Annotated in this window: 19 protein-coding genes and 2 tRNA genes; 11 read left to right on the top strand and 10 right to left on the bottom strand. The window is 70.5% G+C overall.

Going from position 1 to position 25,059, the window contains the following annotated elements:
- Both AAD496_RS11420 and AAD496_RS11415 read left to right on the top strand, forming a co-directional pair.
- Positions 1-411: an MmcQ/YjbR family DNA-binding protein gene (locus tag AAD496_RS11420; protein WP_349828876.1), complete on the top strand. Its 411-nt coding sequence runs from the start codon at positions 1-3 to the stop codon at positions 409-411.
- Between the two features lie 131 nt (positions 412-542).
- A tRNA-Ala gene (locus AAD496_RS11415) sits at positions 543-615 on the top strand.
- A gap of 81 nt (positions 616-696) precedes the next feature.
- Here AAD496_RS11415 and AAD496_RS11410 read toward each other — a convergent pair.
- Entirely contained in the window at positions 697-1,077 is a 381-nt protein-coding gene (locus AAD496_RS11410) for a nucleoside triphosphate pyrophosphohydrolase family protein (protein ID WP_349828875.1), read from the bottom strand.
- 166 nt (positions 1,078-1,243) lie between these two features.
- On the opposite strand from AAD496_RS11410, the gene AAD496_RS11405 reads away from it, so the two are divergent.
- Positions 1,244-1,837 (top strand): DUF488 domain-containing protein, encoded by a 594-nt coding sequence (locus tag AAD496_RS11405; RefSeq protein ID WP_349828874.1) that lies wholly within the window; start codon positions 1,244-1,246, stop codon positions 1,835-1,837.
- Between the two features lie 64 nt (positions 1,838-1,901).
- Here AAD496_RS11405 and AAD496_RS11400 read toward each other — a convergent pair whose 3' ends face one another.
- Together AAD496_RS11400 and AAD496_RS11395 are read right to left on the bottom strand one after the other, a co-directional pair.
- Entirely contained in the window at positions 1,902-3,503 is a 1,602-nt protein-coding gene (locus AAD496_RS11400) for a flavin-containing monooxygenase (protein WP_349828873.1), read from the bottom strand.
- Positions 3,500-4,249 (bottom strand): alpha/beta hydrolase, encoded by a 750-nt coding sequence (locus tag AAD496_RS11395; protein ID WP_349828872.1) that lies wholly within the window; start codon positions 4,247-4,249, stop codon positions 3,500-3,502. The genes AAD496_RS11400 and AAD496_RS11395 overlap by 4 nt, the downstream gene beginning before the upstream one ends.
- 891 nt (positions 4,250-5,140) lie before the next feature.
- On the opposite strand from AAD496_RS11395, the gene AAD496_RS11390 reads away from it, so the two are divergent.
- Positions 5,141-5,608 carry a MarR family winged helix-turn-helix transcriptional regulator gene (locus AAD496_RS11390; RefSeq protein WP_349828871.1) on the top strand — a complete coding sequence of 156 codons (468 nt, stop codon included), beginning with the start codon at positions 5,141-5,143 and terminating at the stop codon, positions 5,606-5,608.
- 149 nt (positions 5,609-5,757) lie between these two features.
- Here AAD496_RS11390 and AAD496_RS11385 read toward each other — a convergent pair whose 3' ends face one another.
- Complete coding sequence (locus AAD496_RS11385) at positions 5,758-7,062, bottom strand: MFS transporter (RefSeq protein WP_349828870.1); 1,305 nt, start codon at positions 7,060-7,062, stop codon at positions 5,758-5,760.
- A 215-nt stretch (positions 7,063-7,277) separates the two neighbouring features.
- Between AAD496_RS11385 and sfnG the strand changes: the two genes are divergently transcribed.
- Complete coding sequence (sfnG, locus tag AAD496_RS11380) at positions 7,278-8,471, top strand: dimethylsulfone monooxygenase SfnG (protein WP_349828869.1); 1,194 nt, start codon at positions 7,278-7,280, stop codon at positions 8,469-8,471.
- 101 nt (positions 8,472-8,572) lie between these two features.
- Here sfnG and panC read toward each other — a convergent pair whose 3' ends face one another.
- The 3 genes from panC to AAD496_RS11365 all read right to left on the bottom strand — a co-directional run bounded on the left by panC (position 8,573) and on the right by AAD496_RS11365 (position 11,760).
- The gene (panC, locus tag AAD496_RS11375; RefSeq protein ID WP_349828868.1) at positions 8,573-9,454 is read right to left on the bottom strand and encodes a pantoate--beta-alanine ligase; all 882 of its coding nucleotides are present in this window, start codon (positions 9,452-9,454) and stop codon (positions 8,573-8,575) included.
- 5 nt (positions 9,455-9,459) lie between these two features.
- Positions 9,460-9,933, bottom strand: a complete 474-nt coding sequence (locus AAD496_RS11370) for an acyl-CoA thioesterase (protein ID WP_349828866.1) — start codon at positions 9,931-9,933, stop codon at positions 9,460-9,462.
- 171 nt (positions 9,934-10,104) lie between these two features.
- The gene (locus tag AAD496_RS11365) at positions 10,105-11,760 is read right to left on the bottom strand and encodes a thiamine pyrophosphate-dependent enzyme (RefSeq protein ID WP_349828864.1); all 1,656 of its coding nucleotides are present in this window, start codon (positions 11,758-11,760) and stop codon (positions 10,105-10,107) included.
- A gap of 258 nt (positions 11,761-12,018) precedes the next feature.
- Here AAD496_RS11365 and AAD496_RS11360 point away from each other — a divergent pair, with 258 nt between their 5' ends.
- Both AAD496_RS11360 and AAD496_RS11355 read left to right on the top strand, forming a co-directional pair.
- Positions 12,019-14,070 (top strand): penicillin-binding transpeptidase domain-containing protein, encoded by a 2,052-nt coding sequence (locus tag AAD496_RS11360; protein ID WP_349828862.1) that lies wholly within the window; start codon positions 12,019-12,021, stop codon positions 14,068-14,070.
- 57 nt (positions 14,071-14,127) lie between these two features.
- Positions 14,128-14,457, top strand: a complete 330-nt coding sequence (locus AAD496_RS11355) for a GNAT family N-acetyltransferase (RefSeq protein ID WP_349828861.1) — start codon at positions 14,128-14,130, stop codon at positions 14,455-14,457.
- A gap of 94 nt (positions 14,458-14,551) precedes the next feature.
- Here the strand turns inward: AAD496_RS11355 and AAD496_RS11350 are convergent, their stop codons facing one another.
- Together AAD496_RS11350 and AAD496_RS11345 are read right to left on the bottom strand one after the other, a co-directional pair.
- Complete coding sequence (locus AAD496_RS11350) at positions 14,552-15,904, bottom strand: NlpC/P60 family protein (protein WP_349828860.1); 1,353 nt, start codon at positions 15,902-15,904, stop codon at positions 14,552-14,554.
- 394 nt (positions 15,905-16,298) lie between these two features.
- Positions 16,299-16,371: transfer RNA gene (locus tag AAD496_RS11345), tRNA-Asn, on the bottom strand.
- 251 nt (positions 16,372-16,622) lie between these two features.
- Here AAD496_RS11345 and AAD496_RS11340 point away from each other — a divergent pair.
- Together AAD496_RS11340 and AAD496_RS11335 are read left to right on the top strand one after the other, a co-directional pair.
- On the top strand, positions 16,623-17,582 hold the full coding sequence (locus AAD496_RS11340; RefSeq protein WP_349828859.1) for a DMT family transporter: 960 nt from the start codon (positions 16,623-16,625) through the stop codon (positions 17,580-17,582).
- Positions 17,561-18,826 carry a glycosyltransferase gene (locus AAD496_RS11335; RefSeq protein ID WP_349828858.1) on the top strand — a complete coding sequence of 422 codons (1,266 nt, stop codon included), beginning with the start codon at positions 17,561-17,563 and terminating at the stop codon, positions 18,824-18,826. The genes AAD496_RS11340 and AAD496_RS11335 overlap by 22 nt, the downstream gene beginning before the upstream one ends.
- 1 nt (position 18,827) lies before the next feature.
- Here the strand turns inward: AAD496_RS11335 and gluQRS are convergent, their stop codons facing one another.
- Positions 18,828-19,820: a tRNA glutamyl-Q(34) synthetase GluQRS gene (gluQRS, locus tag AAD496_RS11330; protein WP_349828856.1), complete on the bottom strand. Its 993-nt coding sequence runs from the start codon at positions 19,818-19,820 to the stop codon at positions 18,828-18,830.
- Positions 19,821-19,908: 88 nt separating this feature from the next.
- Between gluQRS and AAD496_RS11325 the strand changes: the two genes are divergently transcribed.
- The gene (locus AAD496_RS11325; protein ID WP_349828854.1) at positions 19,909-21,483 is read left to right on the top strand and encodes an MFS transporter; all 1,575 of its coding nucleotides are present in this window, start codon (positions 19,909-19,911) and stop codon (positions 21,481-21,483) included.
- Positions 21,484-21,680: 197 nt separating this feature from the next.
- Positions 21,681-25,049, top strand: coding sequence for a beta-phosphoglucomutase family hydrolase (locus AAD496_RS11320; RefSeq protein ID WP_349828853.1), 3,369 nt, complete (start codon positions 21,681-21,683; stop codon positions 25,047-25,049).
- The last annotated feature ends 10 nt before the right edge of the window (positions 25,050-25,059 follow it).

The following is a 25,059-nucleotide window of genomic DNA, read 5'->3' as shown; positions in this document are numbered from 1 at the left end:
ATGGACGCACGCCTGCTTCTCGACACCGCGCGCACGATCGGGCTCGAATTCCCTGGGTCCGTGGTCGACCACCCCTTCGGTGAGGACGTCCCCGTCCTACGGGTGCGCGACAAGATCTTCGCGCTCCTCTTCGTCGACGTGCACGGCCGACCCGGGGTGAATCTCAAGGTCGAACCACAGGACGGTGAGGCCGTGAAGTCCATGTACCCGGAAGTCGAACCCGGCTACCACATGAACAAGAAGCATTGGGTGTCCGTGTACCCGGGGGAGACGGTGACCGAGTCCGTCCTCCGTGATCTCGTCCTCGAGTCGTACTGCCTGGTCGTCGCGGGACTGCCGAAGAAGGACCGGCCGGTGGACCCGGCGACCTTCGGCCGGGCAACGGAATGGGAGAAGGAGCCGGGGGAGTGACGACGTGGACCGGGTGTCGACCGGCGACGTGGCGAGGGTCACACGGATCCGATTTGTGTGGTCATGTCCGGGCTGACTACTATGGTCTTCGTTCCCGCGGCGAGAACCCGCTGAGAACGACAAACATATACGGGGGTATGGCGCAGTTGGTAGCGCGTCTCCATGGCATGGAGAAGGTCAGGGGTTCGAATCCCCTTACCTCCACGGACGATCAGCCGCGGGCCCGGAACTCATCACGAGTTCCGGGCCCTGCGGCGTTTCCTGTATCGCGGGAGTGCCGGGTGCTCAGGAGCCCGTGGACCCTGACGTGGACTCCGGGTCCGTTCGCGCGATGGTGCCCTGGAGCGCGGTTCGGATGCGGGACATCGTCCGCGCGAACGCCTCGTCCATGTCGATGTCCAAGCGGTCGGCCAGGACGAACGTCCACCACATGGACTCCGCGAGCTTGTGTTCCAGTTCGGCGCGGACGTCCCCGTCGATCTCCCAGGTGCCGTCGTGCGCGAGGATGAGTCGACCGATGAGTCCGACGTCGTTCGCGAACCCCATCTGGAGTTCGTGGAGGGACCAGGTTTTCCCGTTGAAGCGCTCTTCGAGGATCTCGTAGAGGGCACGGACCGCGAGGGCTTCCTCACGGGCAGCGGACAGGTTCGAGAAGGGCTCGGACACGAGTTCTCCTTCGGTGGGGCGGGGTGCGGCGGCCACTGTATGCCATCGGTTCCGGCCTCCGGCTTTCCGGCACCTGGTCACCCGGGGTGTCCGTACACTCGGTGAGGAGAGTCACACGAGCGTGCGACACGGTCGAGGTCGGCCGGGACAGCGGGGGAAGAGGACCATGGACGAGGACGGAACGGGACGCAGGCGGGTGGACCCCCGCGGTGGGACGATCCGGATCGCACGGGTGTACGAGACCCCACGGGCCTCCGACGGGTACCGGGTTCTCGTCGACCGCCTGTGGCCGCGCGGGGTGAGCAAGGAGAAAGCCGCGCTCGACGACTGGGCACAGGACGTGGCCCCGAGTCCGGAGCTGAGGACGTGGTGGGACCACGACCCGGAGCGGATCGACGCCTTCACCGAGCGGTACCGGGCGGAGCTCGCGGGGAATCCCGCGGTCGATCGTCTCCTGGAACTGTGGGAGACCGGCGAGGACCTCACCCTCCTGTACGCGGCACGGGATCCCCACGTGAACCACGCCCGGATCCTCCGCGATCACCTGGTGGAACTCGCCACCGCGCGTGCCGCCTTCCGCGCCCACCCCGCCGGAGGCGCGCATCCCTCCGGTGGGCGGGCCCACGGCCCGGTGCCCATCGACGAACCGATCGGCGAACCCGTCTGCCTGCTCGACCGGGTCTGCCCCGACTGCGGCGCCCTGAAACCGGACGGGTCCGCGGACTGCCCTCGCTGTGGGGCGTCCGCGGACCCGTCCTGAGTTCCGCCGTCCACCGGCGGCCGGCGGGTCCCGCACCGGAGTCCGGTGCGGGACCCGACTCATCTCACGCGAACTCGAACCCCTTCCAGTCCGCGGCCATCACATCGGTGCACACCTCGCGGAACACACCGACGCCTCCCACGTAGGGCAGGACGATGCGGGGTTTGCCGGGCACGTTCGTCCCGGAGTACCAGCTGTCGGCCTTGCGGAACAGCGACATCGACTCGACCTCGCGGCAGTGCGCCATCCACGCCTCCTGGGCCGCGCGCGAGGTGCCGATCCGTCCGGCACCCGCCTCCCGAGCCGTGTCGAGAGCCGCGAGGATCATCTCGACGTGCTGCTCGATCGACACCATCATGTTGCTCAGGACGGAGGGGCTCTGCGGGCCGGTGACGAGGAACAGGTTGGGGTATCCGGCGATCTGGAGGCCGAGGTTCGTCTCCGGACCGTCGGCCCAGTCCTCGGCGAGCGTCCGGCCGGCCTCACCCCGGATGTCGATCCGCGCGAGCGTCCCCGTGAAGGCGTCGTACCCGGTGGCGTGGACGATCGTGTCGACCTCCAGGAGAGACCCGTCCGACAGACGCAGCCCCGCGGGCTCCACCCGTTCGATCGGGTTCGCCTTGATGTCGACGAGGTCCACGTGGTCGGAGTTGAAGATCTCGTAGTACCCGTTGTCGATGCAGCACCGGCGCGTGCCGATCGGGTACCCGCTGGGCACCAGTTTCTCCGCGGTCTCCGGATCGTCCACCCGTTCCCGGATCTTGTCGGCCCAGAACTCGTGGATCGTCGCGTTGGCCGCCTCGTCGACCAGTCCGTCCTCGAAGATCGCGAAGAACGCGAAGGGCGTCCCCGCCCGGTAGGCCTTCTCGTAGAGTTCCCGGCGTGCCTCGACGTCGACCTCGAAGGTGAGCTTGCCCGTCCTCTCGTGGCCGATCCCGGAGCTGGAGTTCCGCTCCTCCTCCCGGATCCGCGCGTAGTCCGCCTTCCACTCGGCCACCTCCTCGGGCGAGAGCCGCCGGTTGTGCGCCGGCATCGTGTAGCTGGCCGTACGCTGACACACCGACAGGTGCCCGACGCGGTCGGCGATCGCGGTCGCGGTCTGGATGCCGCTCGACCCCGTCCCGATGAGCGCCACGCGGTCACCGGAGAGATCCGGTTCCTCGGAGGGCCAGTCCGTCGTCGTGAGCGAGCGGCCGTTGAAGTCAGCGGCCCCGGGCAGGTCGATCGGCTTGGGTGTCGAGAGCGTGCCGATGGCGAGCACCACCCACCGGGCCACATGCGCCGAGCCGTCGGAGAACCGGGCCGTCCACGTGTCCGACTCCTCGTCGAACTCGAGTGCCGTGACGGCGGTCCCGAACCGGATGAGGGGCCGCAGGTCGTAGCGCTCGGCCACGTGCCGGGCGTACTCGTGGATCTCCGCCCCCGTCGCATAGCGGTTCGTCCACTCCCACTCGTCCTGCAGATCGGGGTCCCAGGCGTAGGAGTAGTGCATCGACTCTATGTCGCAGTGCAGACCGGGGTACCGGCTCCAGTACCACGTGCCACCCACGTCCTCACCGCGCTCGACACCGGCGACCGTGAAGCCACGGTCCCGCAGCCGCGCGAGCAGCGACATCCCGGCGAACCCGGCACCGACGACCAGGACGTGCGAATCGAGCGCGGTCATGCCTCACCGCCCTCCGCTCCCGAGGCGCCCTGCCCGGGTGCACCGTCCGTGGCCACGGCCGCCGCGTCGAGCCGGGCCCGGGCCCAGGTGCCGACCTCGGCGATCGCTTCGCGCCCTTCCGAGAGGGCGAAGGAGAAGGCGGGCCAGTCGTGGATCATGCCCGGCCAGGCGTGGAGGGTGACGTCGACGGCCGCCTCGGCCGCGTTCGCCGCGACGCGGGTCGAGTCGGAGAGCAGGATCTCGGCCTCGCCCACCTCGATGAGCAGGGGAGGCAGACCGGTGAGGTCGGCGAACACCGGGGAGATCCGGGGGCCGTTCGGCGGGGTGTCGCCGGCGTAGTGGGCGGCGGCCACGCGCAGCCCCTCCTCGGTGAGGGTCGGGTCGTCCTCGGCCTTCGTCCTCATGGAGGCACCGGTGAAGGTGAGGTCGGTCCAGGGGGAGAGCAGGACGGCCCCGGCCGGCATCGGCAGGCCCTCGTGGAGGAGAGTGAGCAGCAGGGCGAGGGTGAGGCCGCCGCCGGCGGAGTCACCACCGACGAGGATGGACTCCGGTGCGTGCTCGGCGAGCAGACCGCGGTAGGCCGCGACGGCGTCGTCGATGCCGGCGGGATAGGGCGCCTCGGGAGCGAGACGGTAGTCGACGGAGAAGCAGGCGGTCCCGGCGGACCGGGCGAGGCCCGCGGCCAACTGGGCGTAAGCGGTCGGGGACCCGAGGGTGTAGCCACCACCGTGGAGGTAGAGGAGCACGCCTCCGGTCGTGCCGCCTGCGGGGGAGTCCGACCACAGGCCCGGGACGCCACCGATCCGGGTGGGGGAGGAGGTGAGGTCCGGGTCCTGGGGAAGGCCCCGAACATCGTGTCGAACTTGACCCGCTCGCTGACCGGGTCGGCGCCGAAGTCGAGGGGGTCGGGGTTCTCGGCGAACATGGCTCGCAGGGCAGCGAGTTCGTCCTTCGTCATGTCAACACGTCCTTGTGTGATCGGATGCGGACGGCCCACCCGTCGTGCAGAGGGTCTGAACGGCCGTTCGGTCGCTTCACGTGTGGGTCACACCAGGCCGGGTGCGGCGTGATCACCAGTCAGGGCTGACGGTTCGTATCGGATGTCCGGGCCGGCTGCGCACGGGAGGTGCGGACGGCCGGGCGTGAGATGTGGGTCACGATCATCGGGTGTTTCCTGGGGTGACGATGGAAAGTGTTTTCGCCCCGAGGTTCCCGGAACCCGTGTGACGTCACCCCGGTGCGTTCCCGCCGCCCTCCCTGTGTGGCAGGGTTCCCTGTGTTCGGACCGTCGGCGCCGGGCGCGTGGCCCGTGTGCGGCATGTTCACGCGGCCGGAGGCCATGGGGCTCTCCGATCCGCCCTGTGATGCGGATCGTCCCCGCCTCGTCCGTTCCGGGGTGCACGTCGTGCGCTCGCGGTGCGAGGGTCGGTGATGTGGGTGGGGGCGGGGTGACCGCGCCACTGTCGAGTCCCGGGCGCGGGTTCGGCCGGATGGGTACTCTGTCGGGCGGTCGGCGCTGTGACCCGTCCGTTCCGTCGACTGTCGCGCGGCGCACGGGGTCCCCGATGAAGCGCAGGGTGACGACCTGTCACCCGCAGGTGGGCTTTCTCCCGGACACCATGTGCTTGACTGTGCGCATGAACGAGGACAACACGGTCTACGTCGACATCTCCCGGTCGTTCGACCTGCTGGTCGAGGAGTGGACGAAGAACTTCACGGACCGCCTGCGCGCCAGCATCGGCCCCGACCTGGGCGCCACCGACATACGCGTGCTCACCCGCCTGAGCCCCGACGACCCGTTGGGGCCCAGTGAGCTCTCCGCGCGGATCGGCGTGGGTCTCCCGGCGATCAGCAAGTCCCTGTCCCGACTGCGGGGCAAGGGCCTGGTCGTCACCGAGCGGGATCCCGCCGACGGTCGGGCACTCCTGGTCCTCCTCACCGAGGACGGGTCGGCCCAGGCGGACGCGCTACACCGGATCGGCAGCGGCATGACCCGGGGTGTCGTCCGCGACTGGTCGGACGAGGACGTCCGCACCCTCAGTGGACTCCTGGAGCGGTACCTCGATGACACCCGGCGGTTCATCGCCGAGACCTCCGAGGAGTAGATCCCGGCGACCTCCGGCGGTACGTCCCGTCCCGCCGGTTCCGACGGCGCGGGAGTGCCGTCACGGCAAGGCCGAGGAGCGAAGACGTACGTGGGGTTGGTACTTCGAGCGACGAGAACGCAGCCGTGGCGGTGCTCCCGTGCCGCCGGTCAGTCGGTGCTCTCGTCGTGGCGGGGGAGTACCCCGAGGGCGACGAGAGGCACAGCGGCGACACACGCGAAGGCCGCCGCGTACCCCGCGAGGGAGACGAGCGCACCGACCGCCGGCCCCACTCCCGCGGACACGAGGAACTGGCCGGTGTTCTGCATCCCGAGCGCGCGGCCCGACCAGCGGGGTCCCGCGGACTCCGCGATGGCGGTGAACTCCAGGCCGTTGTCCGCCGTGGAGGCCGTGACGGCTGCGACGAGCACGATCCCGGTGAGGACGACCGCCCCCAGCCACCCGGCCACGGCCAGGCACCCGAACACGATCGTCGTGGTGAGCGCCACCGCGCGGATCACCCGGACCCGGGATCCGGCCGCGTCACTCACCCCGCCGATGACGACCCTCCCCACGGCACCGCCCATCTGGGCCACGGCGACCATGACCCCGGCCGGCCCTGTCTCCCATCCCTGCCCGGACACGAGGAAGACGAACGCGAAGGTCGCCATCGTGTACTGAGGGATCACCAGCAGCGCGGACACGACATGGATCCGCACGAGGAACGACGACCGCCGGTAGGGGTTGGTCCCCACCCTGGAGGTTCCCACTGCGCCCGAGGTGCCCTCCTCGTCGGGTGCCCCCGTGCGGGGCGCCTCGGCGGCGGACGGTGAGACGCGGTTCGTTGCCGGGGTGGGTGGAGGGAGCACCGCGCGGGTGTCGGCGGGTTCCTCGGGAGGCCGGTCGCGGATGGCCAGCGCACACACGAGACCCAGCACCACGAGGACGGCGCCGATGAGGACGAAGGGGCCGGTGACGCCGGTGCGTTCGGCCAGGGGTGGGACGACGACGGCGGCCACGGCGAGTCCCAGGGGTACGGACATCTGTCGGATGCCCATGGCCAGACCGCGCCGTGCCTTGGGGAACCAGGCGACGACCAGGCGTCCGCTCGCGGAGTTCGTCCCACCGGCCGCGGCCCCGCAGGCGACGAGGACGACCGCGAACCCCGCGTGGGACCCGGCGAGCAGCACCGCGAAGGCACCGAGTGCGCAGGCGGTGACACAGGCGGAGATCGCCCAACGCTCACCGAACCGGTCGGCGACGGCACCCCAGGCCACGAGTGTGAGACACATACCGATGCTCGGCGCCGAGGCGAGTGCGCCGGCGGCGACCAGCGGGATCCCCTCCTGCACTTGGAGCAGGGGGATGAGGTAGGCGGGGACGGTGATGAGGAAGGTCGTGCCGGCGTGGGAGACCACACCGAGGGCGAGCATCGACCAGGCGCGGGTGAGCACGCGGGTGGACGAGGGGGTCATGGGCCCGAGCGTATCCGGCCTGTGCCTCCGGGGTCGGAGCCGTTCACGGTGCGATTTCTCCGGGAATATGACACCTCTGCATGACGTCATGTGACGTTCGGCGTCGGGAGTCCGGGCCCAGGGGAGGCCCGGGTCACGGAATCGATCCGGACAGTACGTCGGAAGCGACCACCGCGCAGGAAACCACAGGCGCGGGAGACCACACTGGAGGCCCCATGGGCACCGAGACGACACCCGTGAGCGAGGTCGCCGACCTCCGTACCCCGCTGAAGTTCGCCTACTGGGTCCCGAACGTGTCCGGCGGACTCGTCGTGTCGACCATCGAACAGCGCACCGACTGGCAGTTCGACTACAACGAGCAGTTGGCCCGCACGGCGGAGAAGGTGGGCTTCGAGTACGCCCTCACCCAGACCCGCTACATGTCCAGCTACAACGCCGCGCAACAGCACGAGGCGACGAGCTTCTCCCTGGCCCTCCTCGGAGCGACGGAGAAGCTGAAGATCATCTCGGCGGTCCACCCCGGCATGTGGCACCCCGGTGTGCTCGCGAAGTTCATCATCACCGCCGACCACATCTCCGGTGGGCGCGCCGCGGTGAACATCGTCTCCGGGTGGCTCAAGGACGAATTCACCAAGTTCGGTCTGCCCTGGCTGGAGCACGACGAACGGTACGTGCGCACCGAGGAGTTCATCGACGTGCTCCGCGGACTGTGGACCCAGGAGGGGTACTCGCAGTCCGGGAAGTACTACGACATCGACGACTTCACGCTGAGCCCCGCGCCGGTCGACGGCCCCGGACGCCCGCATCCGGAGATCTTCTTCGGCGGGAACTCGACGGCCGCGCAGGACACCGCAGGCCGCGTGGCCGACTGGTACTTCTCGAACGGCGAGACGCTGGACGGCTTCCGGGAGAACATCTCCGGCGTGGTCGCCTCGGCCGGGAAGGGTCCGCGTCGGGCGGCGGCGGCTCCGCGCTTCGGTCTCAACGGGTTCGTCATCGCCCGCGACTCGCAACAGGAGGCCCAGGACACCCTCCGGGAGATCGTCGCGAAGGCACACACCCCGGCCGTCGAGGGCTTCGCCGCCTCCGTCAAGGAGGCCGGCCAGGCGACGAAGGACGGCAAGGGCATGTGGGCCGACTCCTCCTTCGAGGACCTCGTGCAGTACAACGACGGGTTCAAGACCCGCCTCATCGGCACCGACGACCAGATCGCCGAGCGGATCGTCGAGTACAAGAAGATCGGTGTGAACCTGTTCCTCACCGGCTACCTGCACTTCCAGGAGGAGGTCGAACACTTCGGCCGCGAGATCATCCCGCGCGTCCGGGAGCTGGAGGCACAGCTGGCCCGCGACAACGGCACCGAACTCGCCGCCGAGCTACTGCCGGAGCAGGACCTCGCCGGGGTCTGACCCCACCGCCCACCCTCCTTGGCATGACACGTGCCGGGCGCCTCGGCATCGGTTGTGGGCCGGCCTCAGGGCTCGGTGGGGTCGGGGGCGGTGCAGCGGGTTCAGTCGTCCGTGGGGCCTTCCAGGGGCATGTTGTCGATGAGGCGCACCGAACCGACCCGGGCCGCGACGACGGCGACCGCCGGCAGGGTGTGCGTCGGTTCGAGCGTGCCGGGGTCGACGACCTCCAGGTAGTCCAGCCGGGTGTCCGGGGTCGAGTCGATGCGCACGCGCAGCTCCTCGACGTCGAGCGCGACACCCCGGGACGCCCGGTCCTGCAGTTCCAGCAGCGCCCGGGAGAGCACGGTCGCGTGGTCCCGGTCGGACTCCGAGAGCAGGAGATTGCGGCTGGAGAGCGCCAGCCCGCTCGCCTCGCGCTCGGTGGGGACCGCGTGGACGTCGACCTCGAGATCGAGGTCCGCGACCATCCGCCGGATGATCATGAGCTGTTGGACGTCCTTCTGCCCGAAGTATGCGTGCAACCGCGCCCCGTCGGTCCGGAAGACGTGGAAGAGCTTGGTGACGACCGTCGCGACGCCGTCGAAGTGGCCGGGCCGACTGGCGCCCTCGAGCACCTCGCCCATGCGCCCGGCGGAGACCCGGACCCGGGGCCCGTCGGGGTAACCGGGGTACATCTCCTCGACCGCGGGGGCGAAGACGAGATCGACCCCGGCGGCCTCGAACTCGGCCCGGTCGGCGGCGAGGTCACGTGGATAGCGCTCGTAGTCGACGGGGTCGTTGAACTGCAGCGGGTTGACGAACAGGGAGGCGACGACGACCGGGTGGGCCGCCCGGGCGGCCGCGGCGAGTGCCCGGTGCCCGGAGTGGATCGCCCCCATGGTCGGCACGAGGCCCACGGTCCCGGCACCGCGTTCGACGACCAGGTCGGCCATGGCCGTCCGGAGCTCCGCGATCGTCGTGACGAAGCGGGTCCGTGTCCGCACCTCGGTCACCGGTCGGCCCCGGGGGAGGCGTCCTCACCGTCGGCGGGCATGAGGGTGCGCAGGTAGGCGCGCATCCCGTCGTCGAAGGGGGCGGGCTTGCGGGTCGAGGTGTCGATCTGGACGATCACCGACTCCGCGCGGGACCGCAGGACGCCCTCGCAGAAGATGCACTGCTCGACGACGAGCGAGGTGTTGCCGATCCGCTTGACGCGCGAGCCGATCTCGACGGTGCCCGGCCAGTGCGTCTCCCGCAGGTACTCGACGGTGATCTTGGCGATGACGAACTCCGCGTTCGGGTTCGTCGAGGCCTCGTGGGCCTTCTCGATGAACTCGACCCGACCGGTCTCGTAGAAGGTCGAGTACACGGCGTTGTTCACGTGACCCTGCTTGTCGGTGTCCGCGTACCGCAGCTTGTCGTGTGTGAGCAGGGGGAAATCGGTGGGTTGCGGCTCCGTCGCCGTCTGCGTGCTCTGGCTCATGGGTCCCATTCTGCCATTCGGGTGGATCACGCCCACGGGCGGGGAACCTCCGCGGTGGAGGCGCCCCGCCCGTGGGTGGAGACGTCGGCCTCGGTCGATGGGGTGCCGGGGTCCGGGCGGCGTCGGACTCCGGCGGTGGGGTGCCGGGGTCCGGGCGGCATTGGACGCAGCTCAGTACGCCTTTACGCGCTGCTCGACGATGATGTGGATGAGGGCGAACTCACCGTTGCGTGTCGCCGCCACGGCGCGCTCGACGGCCGTGGGTACCTCGGAGTCCTGCTCGACCCGGATGCCCACGCCGCCGTAGGCCTCGGCGAGCTTGGCGAAGTCCGGGTTGACCAGCTGGGTACCGGAGATCCGGCCCGGGTAGTCCCGTTCCTGGTGCGTACGGATGGTGCCGTACTCCTGGTTGTCCATGACGATGACGAGCGGGGTCGCGCCGTACTGCTTGGCGGTCGCGAGCTCCTGACCGTTCATGAGGAACTCACCGTCACCGGCAATTGTGACGATCTGGCGACCGGGGAACCGCAGCGAGGCGGCGACGGCCGAGGGGACGGAGTAGCCCATCGATCCGTTGCGCGCGGAGATCATCGCGGCATAGGAGTTCGTCGGGAAGTAGCGGTGCGCCCAGTTCGTGTGCTCACCGGCACCGAGGGTGATCATCGCGTCGTGGTCGAGGTGCTGCACGAGATTGCCCATGAGGGTCGCCATCTTCGCCTGCCCGTCCGTGGGCTCCGGCGAGGGGGCGGTGGAGAACTCGACCTGGCGCTCGCGCAGGCTGTTGGTCCAGGACCGCCATTCGTCGCGGACCGGCAGCTCCATGCGGACGAGGTCGCGGATGAAGACGTCGGGCTTGGCGACGATCTGGTGGGAGACCGGGCCGGACCGGCCACGCAGGGCCGGGTCGATGGTGACGAGGAAGTTCTTCTTCTCCCAGTTCTGGCGGGTGGTGAAGCCGTCGGTGACGACGTCACCGGGCACCGTGCCGACGAAGACGAGGAGGTCCGACTTCTCGAGGATCTCGTGGGTCCAGGCCGGGCGGCCGTACCCGAGCGGGCCGACGTAGGAGGGCGACCCGAAGGGGACCGTGCCCTCACAGCGCCACTCGGCGGCGGCCGGGAGGTTGTGGGACTCCAACCAGGAGGTGAACGCCTCGGCGCCGGCCGAGGTCCAGTCGTTGCCGCCGAAGACGAAGAGCGGACGCTCGGCCTCGGACAGACCCTTCTTCAGTTCCTTCCAGTCGGTCACCGTCATGCCGCCGTTGGCGACGGGGATGACCGGGTGGAGTACCCCGTCGTTGGGCTCCTTGATGATGTCCTCGGGCACACCGACGACGACGGGTCCGGGGCGGCCGGAGACCGCGGCGAACATCGCCTCGGCGACGACCTCGCTGGCGCGTTCGGCGTGGTCGAGGACCATGACGCGCTTGGCGCCGTTCTCGAACCAGGCCTTCGGGTCGAACTCCTGGAAGGCCTCCTTCTCCCGGTGCTCGAAAGGGATGAGGCCGACGAAGAGGACGAGTGGCGTGGAGTCCTGCCAGGAGGTGTGGAGACCCACGTGGGCGTTCGCGGCGCCGGGGCCGCGGGTGACCATGGCGACGCCCGGGGTGGGCGTCATCTTGCCGTCGGCCTCCGCCATGTACACCGCGCCGCCCTCGTGGCGGCAGACGACCGTCTCGATGCTCGACTCGTGCAGGCCGTCGAGGATGTCCAGGTAGGACTCACCGGGGACCACGTAGGCGCGCTCGACACCGTGCTGTTCGAGCGACTTGACGATCATGTGCCCGGCCGAGGTCGGTGTGGGTGCGGTGGCGGCGGTGGTGGTCATCGGCTCACTTCCTCGTGTGGGGGCCCGGCGAACGATCGTTCGACGGGCATGGGTGCTGGTGCGTCATTCTCCGCCAGGACGGACCCGGCTGGCGCCCTGGTCCCAGGATTCAAGACATTCATCCGGGTCGATCCGGGTGGGTCCTGGTCAAGGGCGTCCGGCGCAGTGCACCACACTATGCTGTGAACTTCACCACGCGCACATCGGGCGTGAGCCGTTCGTCATCCCGCGGGGCGCCCGTGGGCCATGAGAGGAAACATGGAGCAGTCCCCGTCCCCCGATCCCATCACTCCTGAACCCGCGGGCGAGGCGCCCTTCACCCGGCGTGCCGCCCGCGCGGACCGTGCCCGGTCCGGGGCGCCTCGGCGGCGGAACCTGTGGATCCTCCTCGGCGCCGCCGGGCTCGTCCTCGTCCTCGCCGCGGTCGTGATCGCCCGGCTCGACCCGCGGCTGTGGACGACCCCCGAGTCGGTCGCGCGGGAGGCCGCCCGGTCCTTCGAGACCGGGGCCATCGGTGCGGGCCCGTGGACCGAGCCGGACGCGGTCGAGGCGGAGTACGCGGACCTCACCGGACCGCTCGCCACGGTCGGGATGGACACCCCTGCCTTCGTCGAGGTCGTGGGGGTCTCCGACCCGGTCGACGGGACGGCCACCGCGACGCTGCGGTGGAACTGGTTCGCGCCCACGAACACCGGCGCCTCGACCCCGGACTGGGTGTACGAGTCCGACCTCGACCTGCGCAAACAGGACCTCAAGTGGCAGGTCGACTTCACCCCGGCCGCCGTCCACCCGGACCTGGCCGAGGGCCGTTTCGCCGTCACCACCACCCCGGCTCCCCGCGGGGAGATCCGGGCCGGCGACGACCGTGTCATCACCCGTGACGAGACGGTGGTCGACGTCGGGATCGAACCTCAGCGGGTCGAGGACCTCGACGAGACGATCGCGGTCGTCGTCGAACACCTCGACGTCGACGGGGAGGCACTCAAGGGCCGGGTCGAGGCGGCCGAGCCCACACACTTCGTCCCCGTCATCACGTTGCGACAGTCGGACTACCTCGACGTGGCCGGTGACATCCGCCCGGTCCCGGGCACGGTCTTCCGGGAGCGGCAGCAGTCCCTGTCCTTCGAGCGGGAGTTCGCCCGGGCTCTCATCGGGACCGTCGGCGAGGCCACCGCCGAGGACATCTCGACCTCCTCCGGTGCGGTGCAGCCGGGTGACCTCGTGGGGCGCAGTGGGCTCCAGGAGGTCTTCGAGGACGAACTGGGCGGGGTCGACGGCCTCACCCTCACCGTCGTGCCGCTCGACGAGGAGGACGACTCCGGTGACTCCGGCGAGGGGGAGGCCGCCGACGACGGTCCCCTCCTGGAACTCGGGCCCCAGCAGGGCCCGGCGCTGCACACCACGCTCGACATCGACGTCCAGAAGGCCGCCGATGCCGCGGTGGACGCCTCGTCTGGACCCACCTCGCTCGTGGCGCTGCGGCCGAGCACCGGGGAGGTCCTCGCCGTCGCGAACGGGGGAGAGGGCGACACCGGTACCGAACGGGGCCTCGTGGGCGCCTATCCGCCGGGTTCCGTCTTCAAGATCGTCACGACGCTGGCGCTCCTGCGTGCCGGACACACGCCCGCGGACGTCCTGCCCTGTACGGAGACCGCGACGGTCGAGGGACGCGCCTTCACCAATGCCGAGGGGCACGCGACCGGCGACTTCACGCTCGCGGAGGACTTCGCCGAGTCGTGCAACACCTCCTTCGTCACGGCGGCGGTCGAGGACCTCACGGCCCAGGACCTCGCGGACGCGGCGGCGGACCTCGGCATGACGGAGCCGGCGATCGGCACCGCGGCCCGGGGTGTCGAGGTCGACACCGGTGCCACCGGGGTGGACCTCGCCGCCGCCTCGATCGGTCAGGGCACCGTCACGGCGAGTGCCCTGGCGATCGCGGCCGGCAGCGCCTCGGTCGCGGCGGGTACCACCGTCACCCCGGTCCTGCTGCCCGACCACGCGGGCGCCGGTGGGGGAGCGGAGGGTGCCACGGGTCTCACGGCGGACGAGGCGGAGATCCTCGGCGCCCTCATGCGCGAGGTCGTGACCGCGGGGACCGGTGAGGACCTCGCGGACGTCCCGGGGGAGCCGGTGCACGGCAAGACCGGCACCGCGGAGTACGGGACGGAGGTGCCGCCCCGCACGCACGGCTGGTTCACCGGCTATCAGGGGGACCTGGCCTTCGCGGTCGTCGTCGAGGACGGCGGATTCGGTTCGGATTCGGCAGTGCCGGTCGTCGAAGAGTTCCTGCGCGGCCTCGCCTCCTGACGAGGGGTGGAGGTCTAGGCTGGTGGTGACCCACCCGTGATGCCGAGGGAGACTTCCATGAGTGACACCACCGGACCCGCACCGCAGCTCGTCGACATGCCCGTGGAGATGGTCCGCAACCCCGAACACGACCGGTTCGAGCTGTGGCTCACGGAGCCGGACCGGACCTTCGTCGGGTTCGTCGGGTACTCCGTCACCGAGGACGGCACGGTCGACCTGCTGCACACCGTCATCGGGGAACAGTACGGCCGCCAGGGATACGCGCGGACGCTCGTGACCCTCGTGCTCGATTCCCTCGAGGAGTCGGGGAAGCGGATCCGCCCGACCTGCTCGTACGTCCAGGACTACCTGGAGCGCTTCCCGCAGTACCGGCCACTCGTCGCCTGAGCGAGAACAGATCGAAGTCGCCGCACCATGCGATCCGGCCGCGCTATTTCATCGAATAGCGCGGCCGGATCGCATGGTGCGGCGGTGGGCGGGGTCAGAGCACCCGGTAGAAGGTGGCGCCCTGGTCGGTCATCCAGGAGTAGGGCCGCTCGGAGGTGTTCGAGCGCGAGGACCCTGCGTCGACCATGTAGCCGGGCCTGTCGGAGACGATGCCGATGTGACCGGGCACGTAGACCAGGTCACCGGGGCGCGCCTCGGACTCGCTGATCTGCACGCCGGCGCTCGCCTGGGCCGCGGAGTTGCGGGGCAGGTCGACACCGTACTGGGCGTAGATGTACTGGACCATGCCGGAGCAGTCCCAGCCCGACGGGCTCGTGCCGCCCCAGACGTAGGGGGTGCCGATGTAGGAGCGGGCGGTGGCGAGGATGTCCGCCCGGATCGCGTCCTCGTCCTTCTCGCCAGCATACTTCAGGCCGTCCTCGAACCACTGCTTGACGCGGCCGTCCTCGGCCTCGGACTGGGCGGAGGTCGGGTAGCCCCACTCGCCGCGTTCCCAGCCGGCGGCGCGCCAGGCGTCACGCATGACGCCGGTCGTCGCGTGGGCACCGGTCTCCGGGGACCAGTGGATGGAGCCGTCCTCGAACTTCTGGAAGCAGCCGCCACGGGTGAGGCCGCACGTCTCGGCGCTGATCGGTGCGCCCAGCCCGTCCATGCTGCCGTTCCACTTCCAGGAACCGGCGATCTTCCCCATGAGACCGAACGACCCGTGGGAGGAGGCGACGACCAGGCCGCCCTCGAACTCCTGGACGGTCGCGCCGGCGGACGTCCAGGACTCGGAGGTCGGGTACCCGAGGTCCCCGTTCTCCCACCCCTCGGCGGACCAGCCCGTGCGGACCTTCCAGGACGTGGCGTGTGCGCCCGTGTCGGGGGACCAGTGGATCGATCCGCCCTCGAACTTCTGGTAGCAGCCGCCACCCGTGAGACCACAGGACTCGTCGGTGGTGGGATATCCCAGCCATCCGGTGACGCCACCGTTCTTCTCCCAGCGGTCGCCGATCCCACCGATGGTCGAGTACACGGACCCACCGGGGGTCACGTACACGTCGCCGCCGGCGAAGGACTGGGTGGAACCACCCTCGGGGAGGCTGCTGTCGAGGTCGCTCGTGGGGAGGCCGAGGGTGCCGTTCTTGCCACCGGCGGCCGTCCAATACTTCAGGACCGGGCCGGTGACCTCGTGGCCGTTCCAGGTGGTGCGGGGTTCCTGGGACTCCTGCGGTGCGGGTTCGTTGAGTTCCTTGGCATTGCCGGAGAGATCGGCCGCGTGGCCGCTCATGTCCGGGGTCGCGTGGACCGCGGTGCCCAGGCCGGTGCCTGCGACGACCGCGAGTGCGAGAGCTGCTGCGGTGCGCCGGGCGACCGCCGAGAAGGGCAGCGTTTTCGTCCTCATGGTTTCCCCTCCGCCCGCCGACACCTCCCACTGGTCTCCGTGTCCGGACGTCCGTTCCGTGGCCGACGGGAACGTCGGGAACACGGGCCGAACGGCCGTCTTCGGAGTCCCGGGGGAAGCACGGGAGCGTCGATGATCGGAATCGGGCCGCACGCGTGAGCCGCAGGGGAAGTCGCGTCACGTGTGCTGTTTCTGGGCAGGAGCCTAGGACAAGATCACGGTTTTGTCACACTCGTCGTGCAAACGTTACGGAAATTCCGGCGTGTCGGGAGCTGTCTCCCAGTGGGTTCTTGGTATCCGATCCGGGCGGGACGGGGTGAGCCGCACCCGGTCAGCCTACGACAAAAGATCCCGCCGGCCGCACAGCGTGCGATCGGCGGGATCCTCCCGTCTGCTCCCCCGACTGGGCTCGAACCAGTGACCCTTCGATTAACAGTCGAATGCTCTGCCAACTGAGCTACGGAGGAATATTGTGTTTTCGTCGGCGTTCGCGGGTGGCCTGCGTGGTCTCCCTGGAGGCCGTGCCGCGTCCTGCTGACGAAGAAATACTCTAGCAAGCCGCTTTCCCCGCCCACAAATCGAGGGCGCGAGATCTGTCTCACATCACACCCGCGGACCGAATCCGCAGGTGGGGAGATCCTCCGGACCCGGGGCCGGTGACCCCGACACCCGCGTCACTCCCGGTGGACGGTCATCCGCCCTGACTAGACTGCGATCCGTGATTCCAGCGATCCTCCTCGCGGTGGCCTCCGCCGTCGCGCTCGCGTACGGGGCCCTGCTCCAGCACGCCGGCGCACACTCGGCCCCGGCGCCACCCGACACGACCGGACGCTCCGGCCCGGCCCGTGCCAGGGCCCAGGTGCTCTCGATCCTCGGCTTCCTCCGTCGCCCGGTGTGGCTGGCCGGTCTCCTGGTCCTCGGTCTCGGGACGGTCGCCAACATCGCGGCCCTCTCACTGGCCCCGGTCATGGTCGTCCAGCCGGCCGGCGCTCTCTCGCTCGTCATCTCCGTGCTGCTCGGCATCTTCCACCGCGGGCTCGTCGCGGACCGCCGGATCGTCCTCGCGGTCCTCCTCTGCGTGGGTGGGGTGGCCTCCTTCGTCGCGATCGCCGCGACCATCGGGTCCTCCCGCCCGCACTTCGGCGCCGAGGCGCATCCGGCCGGATACATCGCCCTGGTCCTGGCCGCGGTCGCGGGACTGGTGTTCCTGGTCCTCCGCCGGGTCAACCAGTTCGCGCTCGTCGTCGGGGCCGGTGTCCTGTTCGCCTGTGTCGCGACGAACATGCACCTGGTGAGCACCCAGTTCTTCGCCCAGGGGCTCGGTGCCGTCACCTGGGTCAACGTGGCCGGCCTCGCCGCCGCGGGCGTTCTCGGCACGGTCTTCGTGCAGTTGGCCTACGCCTCCGGCCCACCGGAGACGGTCATCGCCGGTCTCACCGTCATCGATCCGATCGTCGCGGTCGTCCTCGGTTCCCTGCTCCTCGGGGAGGCCGCGGGTGCGCCCTGGGCGGCCGTCGGCGCGATGATTCTCACAGGAGTCGTTGCCGGAACCGGGGTCGTTGTACTGTCACGACATCACCCGGACGTCACCCGGTCCGTGGACTCCGAGGTCCCACCGGTCACCGGCCGCCCGGACGACCCGACCCAGGAAGGCACATGGCCCACACGGACCGTCTGAACCCCTCCTCGCCCGCGCACGGCGGCCCCCTGCGCATCTGCATCCCGGCGGAGACGTACCTGCCCGAGATGAACGGGGCGGCGACCTTCACCAACCGGCTGGCGACGGGTCTGGCCGCCCGTGGGCACGAGGTCCACGTCATCGCCCCCTCGGCCACCGGCTCCGACCGGCACGACGTCGAGGACGGCGTCCACGTCCACCGGATCCGCTCCCACCGCTGGATGCCGCACCCCACGTGGACCATCTGCATGCCCTGGGAGACGGCCCCGCGCGTCGCCGGCCTCCTCGACGACATCCGCCCCGACGTCGTCCACACCCAGGCCCACTTCGTCCTCGGGCGTTACGCCATCACCGAGGCGAAGAAGCGCGGGATCCCCGTCGTCGGCACCAACCACTTCATGCCGGACAACGTCCGTCCCTACGTGCGGGTGCCCCGCCTCGTCGAGGACGCCGGGGTCTCCGCCGCCTGGTGGGACCTGCGCCGCACCTTCGGCCGCGTCGACGTCCTCACGGTCCCCACCCAGCTCGCCGCCGACCTCCTCACCGTCAACCGGTGGGACCGGCCGGTCCGTGCCGTCTCCTGCGGCATCGACCTCTCCCGCTTCGCCGAGGCGCCCTCCGCTCCCGACACCACGGTTTCTTCCGACGTCACGGCCTCGTCCGACACCACGGCCGGGGGCACCGCGGACGGGGGCACAGTCGCCGAGGGCGACCCGACGGTGCTGTTCGTCGGGCGACTGTCGAAGGAGAAGAACGCCCACGAGATCGTCGACGCTATCGCTGCGACCGACCCCGACCTGGGCCTGCGCGCCGTGATCATCGGTGCCGGCGACCAGGACACCGTCATCCGTGACCGCGCCCGGGAACTCGGCGTCGAGGACCGGATCGACCTGCGCGGAAAGGTGAGCGACGCCGAGCTCGACGCGGCACTGCGGACCGCCACCCTGTTCTGCATGCCCGGGACCGCCGAACTCCAGAGCATCGCGACCCTCGAGGCCCTGGCCGCCGGCCGGCCGGTCGTCCTCGCCGACGCGGTGGCCCTGCCGCACCTGTGCGACGGGGAGAACGGCACGCTCTTCCGTCCCCACGACACCGACGACCTCGCGCGGGCGCTGTCCGAGGTGGCGGGCGCCTCGGCGGCGGAACGGGCGCGGATGGGCGAGGCGTCCCGCAGGGTGGCGGCCCGGCACGACATCGCCCACACCCTCGACACCTTCGAAGGCATCTACCGCTCACTCATCTGAATCAGGTCGATGACTCGGGGCGGAAGGTCGTCGGTTCGCGGGTCAGACGGTCCGGGTCGAAGGTCTCGCGCGCGTGGTCCATCCCGGTCCACGGGCCGCAGCCCAGGGACTCACCGAGCCAGCCCCACACGTCGAAGCCCCGGTCGCGGAGTTCGCGGAGGGTGACGGCACCGTCACGTTTGGCGAGCCTGGCCCCGGTCGGCCCGAGGACGAGGGGCACGTGGGCGTAGGTCGGGAGGGCGAACCCGAGGAGTTCCGCCAGGTGGGCCTGGCGGGGAGCGGAGGAGGCGAGGTCGTCGGCGCGGACCACCTGGTCGACGCCGGTGAGCCCGTCGTCGAGGACGGCCGCGAAGTTGTAGGCGTACACCCCGTCGCCCCGGCGCAGCACGAAGTCGTCCAGGTGCGCCCTGACGGGTCCGAGCAGGAGGTCGTCGACCGTCACCTCCCGGTGGTCGGTGCGCAGGCGCAGTGCCGGCGTCCGCCCCTGTGCGGCCAGGCGCTCCCGTGCGGACGCCCGGCGGGATTCCGGCAGGTCCCGGCACGTCCCGGGATAGGCACCCGGCGGCATGTGCGGGGCACTGGCCGCCTGCTGGATGTCCTTGCGGGAGCAGTAGCACTCGAACACGTGGCCACCCGCCTCGAGCCCGGCGAGGTGGGCCGCGTAGATCTCGGTCCGCGTGGACTGGACGAGGACCGGAGGATCGGTCACGACGCCGAGGGACTCCAGATCGGCCCGCTGTGCCTCGGCGGCCCCGGCCTGCACCCGGTCGAGGTCCTCGACCCGCCACAGGAACCGCCGTCCGGTGGTGATCGCGAACAGGTACGCGAGAACTCCGGTGCGGACGTTGCCGAGATGGAGATCACCGCTCGGGCTCGGGGCGTAGCGTCCGGCACCCGGAGTGTGATGGTGATCCGGAGTGCCGTCTGCACGGGGGTCCGGAGCGACGGGTGCGCGGGGGTCCGATGAGGCGGTGACGTGGGGCGACGCGGACATGGGGACCAGGGTATCGGGCCGGGACACCGGGGGCGGGGGCCGCGGTCGGCCGTTGCCCGGGGCAGGTATCCGGGTGTAGACCAGGACCGTGAAGAGTGAACCCGCGGCCCCCGGACCCGGCCCCCACGACATCCCCGATCCCGATCGCTCACCCACCGGTTCCGCGCCGGGCCCGGGCCGCACGACACCGAAGGAGCCGCTCACCGACACCCAGCGGCGGATCCTCGTCGTCGTCCTCGTCCCGCTCTTCATGGCGTTGCTCAGCATCTCCATCGTCAACGTCGTGCTCCCGACCCTGCAGACCTCGCTCGACGCGAGCACCACGGCGCTCCAGTGGGTGCTCTCCGGGTACACCCTGGCCTTCGGGATCGTCCTCGTCGCCGCGGGCCGCGCCGGTGACCTGTTCGGGCCGGGGCGCGTCTTCGTCGTCGGACTCGTCCTGTTCGGCCTCGGCGCCCTGCTGTCGGGCCTCGCCCCGAACGCGGGAGTCCTCAACGTCGCCCGGGTCGTCATGGGGATCGGCTCCGGGTTCATCAACCCGACGTCCGTCGGTCTCATCCAGCAGTACTTCCGCGGACAGGCCCGGGCCAAGGCCTTCGGCATGTTCGGTGCGGTCGTCGGGGTGTCCGTGGCGGTCGGACCGGTGCTCGGCGGGGTGTTCGTCGCCTGGTTCGGCGCGGACCTGGGGTGGCGGGCGGCCTTCCTCGTCAACGTGCCGATCGCGCTGGCTGCGCTCGTGACCGCCTTCGTGTGGTTCCCCCGGTCGGCCTGGTTCCCCTACGTCGAGGACGGGACGGCGGGTGTCGGTACCCCGGAGCAGGGCGCCTCGGCCGCGGGGAAGGGCGACGAGAAGGCGGACTTCGACCCGGTCGGGACCGTGCTGCTGGCACTGGCCACCCTCGCCGTCATGTTCCCCTTCCTCGAACGTTCGCTCGGCGCCTGGGTGTTCGGGTTCCTCCCGGTGGGTCTCGGGCTGCTGCTCGTGTGGGTGGCCTGGGAGAAGCGGTACCGGTCGCGCGGGCGGACCCCGATGGTCGACATGGACCTCTTCGCGGTCCGGTCCTACTCGAACGGGGCGTTGCTCGTCGGGATCTATTTCATGGGGGCGACGAGCATCTGGGCGGTGCTCGCCATGTACATGCAGAACGGGCACGGGTACTCGGCGCTCGCCGCCGGGATGATCGGGCTGCCCTCGGCCGCGGTGTCCTCGGTGTCCGCGCTCGTCGCCGGCCGTCACGTCATGCGGCTGGGCCGCCCCCTCGTGATCGCCGGGATCGTCACCGCGCTCGCCGGGATGCTGGGCAGCATCCTCGTGATCGTCCTGTTCGAACGCGGGGTGGCGAGCCTGTGGTGGTTGCTCCTCAGCCTCGCGTTCATCGGCGCGGCCCAGGGCATGGTCATCAGTCCCAACCAGACTCTCACGCTCGCCCGCGTCCCGATCCGCTACGCCGGGAGTGCCGGGGGAGTCATGCAGACCGGGCAACGGGTGGGCACCGCGATCGGACTCGCGATCCTCACGGCGCTGTTCTTCGCCGTCCAGGGTTCGGTCGGCTGGGGCGCGGGGATCATCGCGGCCTTCGCCGGGGTGAGCGTCCTCATGGTGTGCGCCGGGATCGTCGGCGTGGCCGACTGGCGCCGCGGGGTCGCGGACGAGGCGGTCTGACCCGCCCCATCCCCGGCACCACGCCGCCCCGGCTGTGCCCGACGCCGCCCCATCCCCGGCACCCCACCGCTTCCACGGCCCTCGATATGTCAGCACATATCGGGGGTCGTCGACGATATCGGGGCGGTGTCGGGCGCCTCGGGGGCGGTAGGTTGTGAGTGCATCACCTCCCGACCGCTCGACGACAGGAGGCCCCGATGACCGACCGCCCCGTACCCACCTCCCCGGACGACTCCACCGCCGCACACGACTCCACCACTCCACGCGACCCCGCACCGGGTTCGGCCACCGCCCGGCCCGGGTCCACCGCCCGTTCGCCCTGGGACGCCGTCGTGTTCGACATGGACGGCGTCGTCACGGACACCGCCTCCCTCCACGCCCGGGCGTGGAAGGCCCTGTTCGACGATCTGCTCTCCGACCCGGAGATCCACGTCCTCGCCGGGGACGCCCCGGACTTCTCACCCTTCGACCCGGTCACCGACTACCGCCGCCACGTCGACGGTCTGCCCCGGGAGGACGGGGTCCGTACCTTCCTGGCCTCCCGCCGGATCTTCCTCCCGGAGGGTGAGGAGGGCGACACCTCGGAGACCCTCACCGTGGCCGGCGTGGCGCTGCGCAAGAACGACCACTTCGCCGCACTCGTCGCGGCCGAGGGTGTCCGGGTGTTCCCCGGGACGCTCGGCCTGCTCCACCGCCTGCGGGCCGGCGGTGTGCACACCGGCCTCGTGACGTCGAGTCGGAACGCCCGGGACCTGCTGGAGTCCGCCGGGATCACCGACCTGCTCGACGTCCTCGTCGACGGTTCCTACGCCCGGGACCACGGCCTGCCGGGCAAACCGGATCCCGCGACCTTCCTCGAGGCGGCCCGCCTGCTCGGCGTCGACCCGGCCCACACGGCCGTCCTCGAGGACGCCACGTCCGGGGTCCGGGCCGCCCGGGACGGCGGGTTCGGCCTCGTCGTCGGGATCGCCCCGGCCGGGAACCGGACGGATCTCGAAGCCGCCGGGGCGCACCTCGTCGTGGGCGACGCGACGGAGCTCGACCTCGGCGACGTCCGGGACGACCCCTGGCAGTTGACCTTCGCGGGCTTCGACCCGCAGCACGAGGGCCGTCGTGAGGCCCTCACGACGCTCGCGAACGGGTATCTCTCCGTCCGGGGTTCCGCACCCGAGGCGCCCGGGCCCGATCCCCGACGCAGGCCGTTCCTCGAGTGCCCGGACCTCGCTCCCGAGGCGCCTGCCGGTCCCGACCACTACCCGGGCTCCTACGTGGCGGGGGTCTTCGACCGCCTCGTGAGCGAGGTCGAGGACCGACGGGTCGAACACGAGTCGATGGTGAATCTGCCCCGCTGGGCCCTGTGCGATCTGCGCGTCGAGGGCGGTGACTGGTGGTCGGAGGGAGGATTCCGGATCCTCCACGAGGACCGCACGCTCGATCTGCGGACCGGGGTGCTCACCCGGTCCGTCGAGATCGCCCCGGTGGGCACCACCCCGGTGGACGGGGACGGCCCCTGCCTGCGGATCCGGCAGCGGCGTCTCGTGTCGATGGACAAGCACCACCTCGCCGCGATGCTCACCGAGATCACTCCGCTCGGGTGGTCCGGGACCCTCCGGGTACGCACCGGGATCGACACCCGGGTCGTCAACGACAACGTCGCGGAGTACGACCAGTTGGCGAAGAGGCACCTGGACCCCCGGTCGACGACCGTCCGGCCCGACGGCACGGTCACCGCCGAGGTCGAGACCCGGCAGAGCCACGTGCGGATCGGCATCGCCCAGCACACGACCCTCACACAGGAACCCACGCATTCCGCCCGTCACCACGGCTACGACGCGAACCGGGCGTACACCGTGTCCACGGTGGAGGACGAGGCCGGGATCCACCGCCTGTTCACCGTGCCGGTCGAGAGCGGGTACGCGGTGACGGTGGACTCGACGACGGCGGTCGTCACGAGCCGCGACCCGGCGCTCACCTCGGTCGCCGAGGGCGTCCTGCGCCAGCTCGAATGGCTGCCGGACCGCGGCTTCGAGGCGCTCCTGCCGGGACACACTGCGGCCGTCTCCCGTCTGTGGGACCGGTTCGACGTGTCACTCGACGCGGATGTGCAGACCCGGCTCGTCGTCCACCTGCACACCTTCCATCTGTGGCAGACCCTGTCCCCGCACACCGTCTTCCTCGACGCCGGCACCCCGGCCCGTGGCCTGCACGGCGAGGGCTACCGAGGGCACATCTTCTGGGACGAGATCTTCATCCTCCCGTTGCTCAACATGCGCCTGCCGGAGATCTCCAAGTCCCTGCTCCTCTACCGGTGGCGACGGCTCGATGCGGCCCGCCACATCGCACGCAGCACCGGACTCACCGGGGCGATGTTCCCCTGGCAGTCCGGGTCGGACGGACGGGAGGAGACCCCGACCGAGCTGTACAACCCGCGTTCCCGCCGGTGGATGCCGGACAACTCCCGACGGCAGTACCACGTGGGTCTGGCGATCGCGTACAACGCCTGGCAGCACTACCGGGCGACGGCCGACACCGGGTGGCTGGCCAACCAGGGCGGTGACCTGCTCATCGAGGTCGCCCGGCTGTTCGCCGCTCTCTCGGAGTACGACGCGGCCACCGACCGGTTCCACCTGCGCGGGGTCATGGGGCCCGACGAGTTCCACGACGGCTACCCCGAGCGGCCCGGGGAGGGGATCGACGACAACGCGTACACGAACGTCCTGGCCGCCTGGGTGTGCCGCCACGCCGTCGAGATCTTCCGGGTCCTGTCCTCCCACGAGGCCGAGGACCTCATCTTCCGTCTCGACGTCCGGCCGGTGGAGGTCACCCATTGGGGCCGGCTGGCCGCGCGCCTGTTCGTGCCCTTCGACGACGACGGCCTCCTGTTGCAGTTCTCCGGCTACGACCGGCTGCGTGAACTCGACTGGGACTCCTATCGGCGGACCTACGGGAACATCGGCCGGATGGACCTCATCATGGAGTCCGAGGGGGACTCGACGAACGGGTACAAGCTGTCCAAACAGGGCGACGTCACCATGCTCTTCCACCTGCTCGGGCCCGAGGGTGTGGTGAAAGAACTGGGCCGGCTGGGGTACGCGTTCACCGACGAGCAGGTGGAACGGACGATCGAGTACTACGTGGCCCGGTCGACGAATGGGTCGACCCTGTCGAACGTCGTCAACGCCGGGGTGCTCGCGGCGATCGGGCGGGACTCCTCCTGGGACGCCTGGCAGGAGGCCCTGGTCGCGGACATCAACGACACCCAGTGGGGGACGACCCGGGAGGGGATCCATCTCGGGGCGATGGCCGGGACGCTCGACGTCGTCGTCCGGGCCTGGGCCGGGGTGCTGCTGCGCTTCGACCGCATCGAGTTCCGGCCCCGCCTGCCCGAACGGCTGGGCTCCGTGCGTTTCCGGCTGCTGTTCCAGGAGCACCTGCTCGACGTCACCGTCGACCACTCCGAGATCGTCCTGCGCTCGCGCTCCCACGAGACCCACCGGGTCCGGGTCCAGGTCTTCGACCACCAGGATCACCTGGAGGGCGGGGCCACGCTCCGGTTCCCCCTGTGAGACACTGGCA

This window comes from Brevibacterium litoralis, from assembly GCF_040212315.1.
In the GTDB taxonomy this organism is placed as follows: Bacteria; Actinomycetota; Actinomycetes; order Actinomycetales; family Brevibacteriaceae; genus Brevibacterium; species Brevibacterium litoralis.
This window is presented reverse-complemented; position numbering and strand designations above follow the sequence as displayed.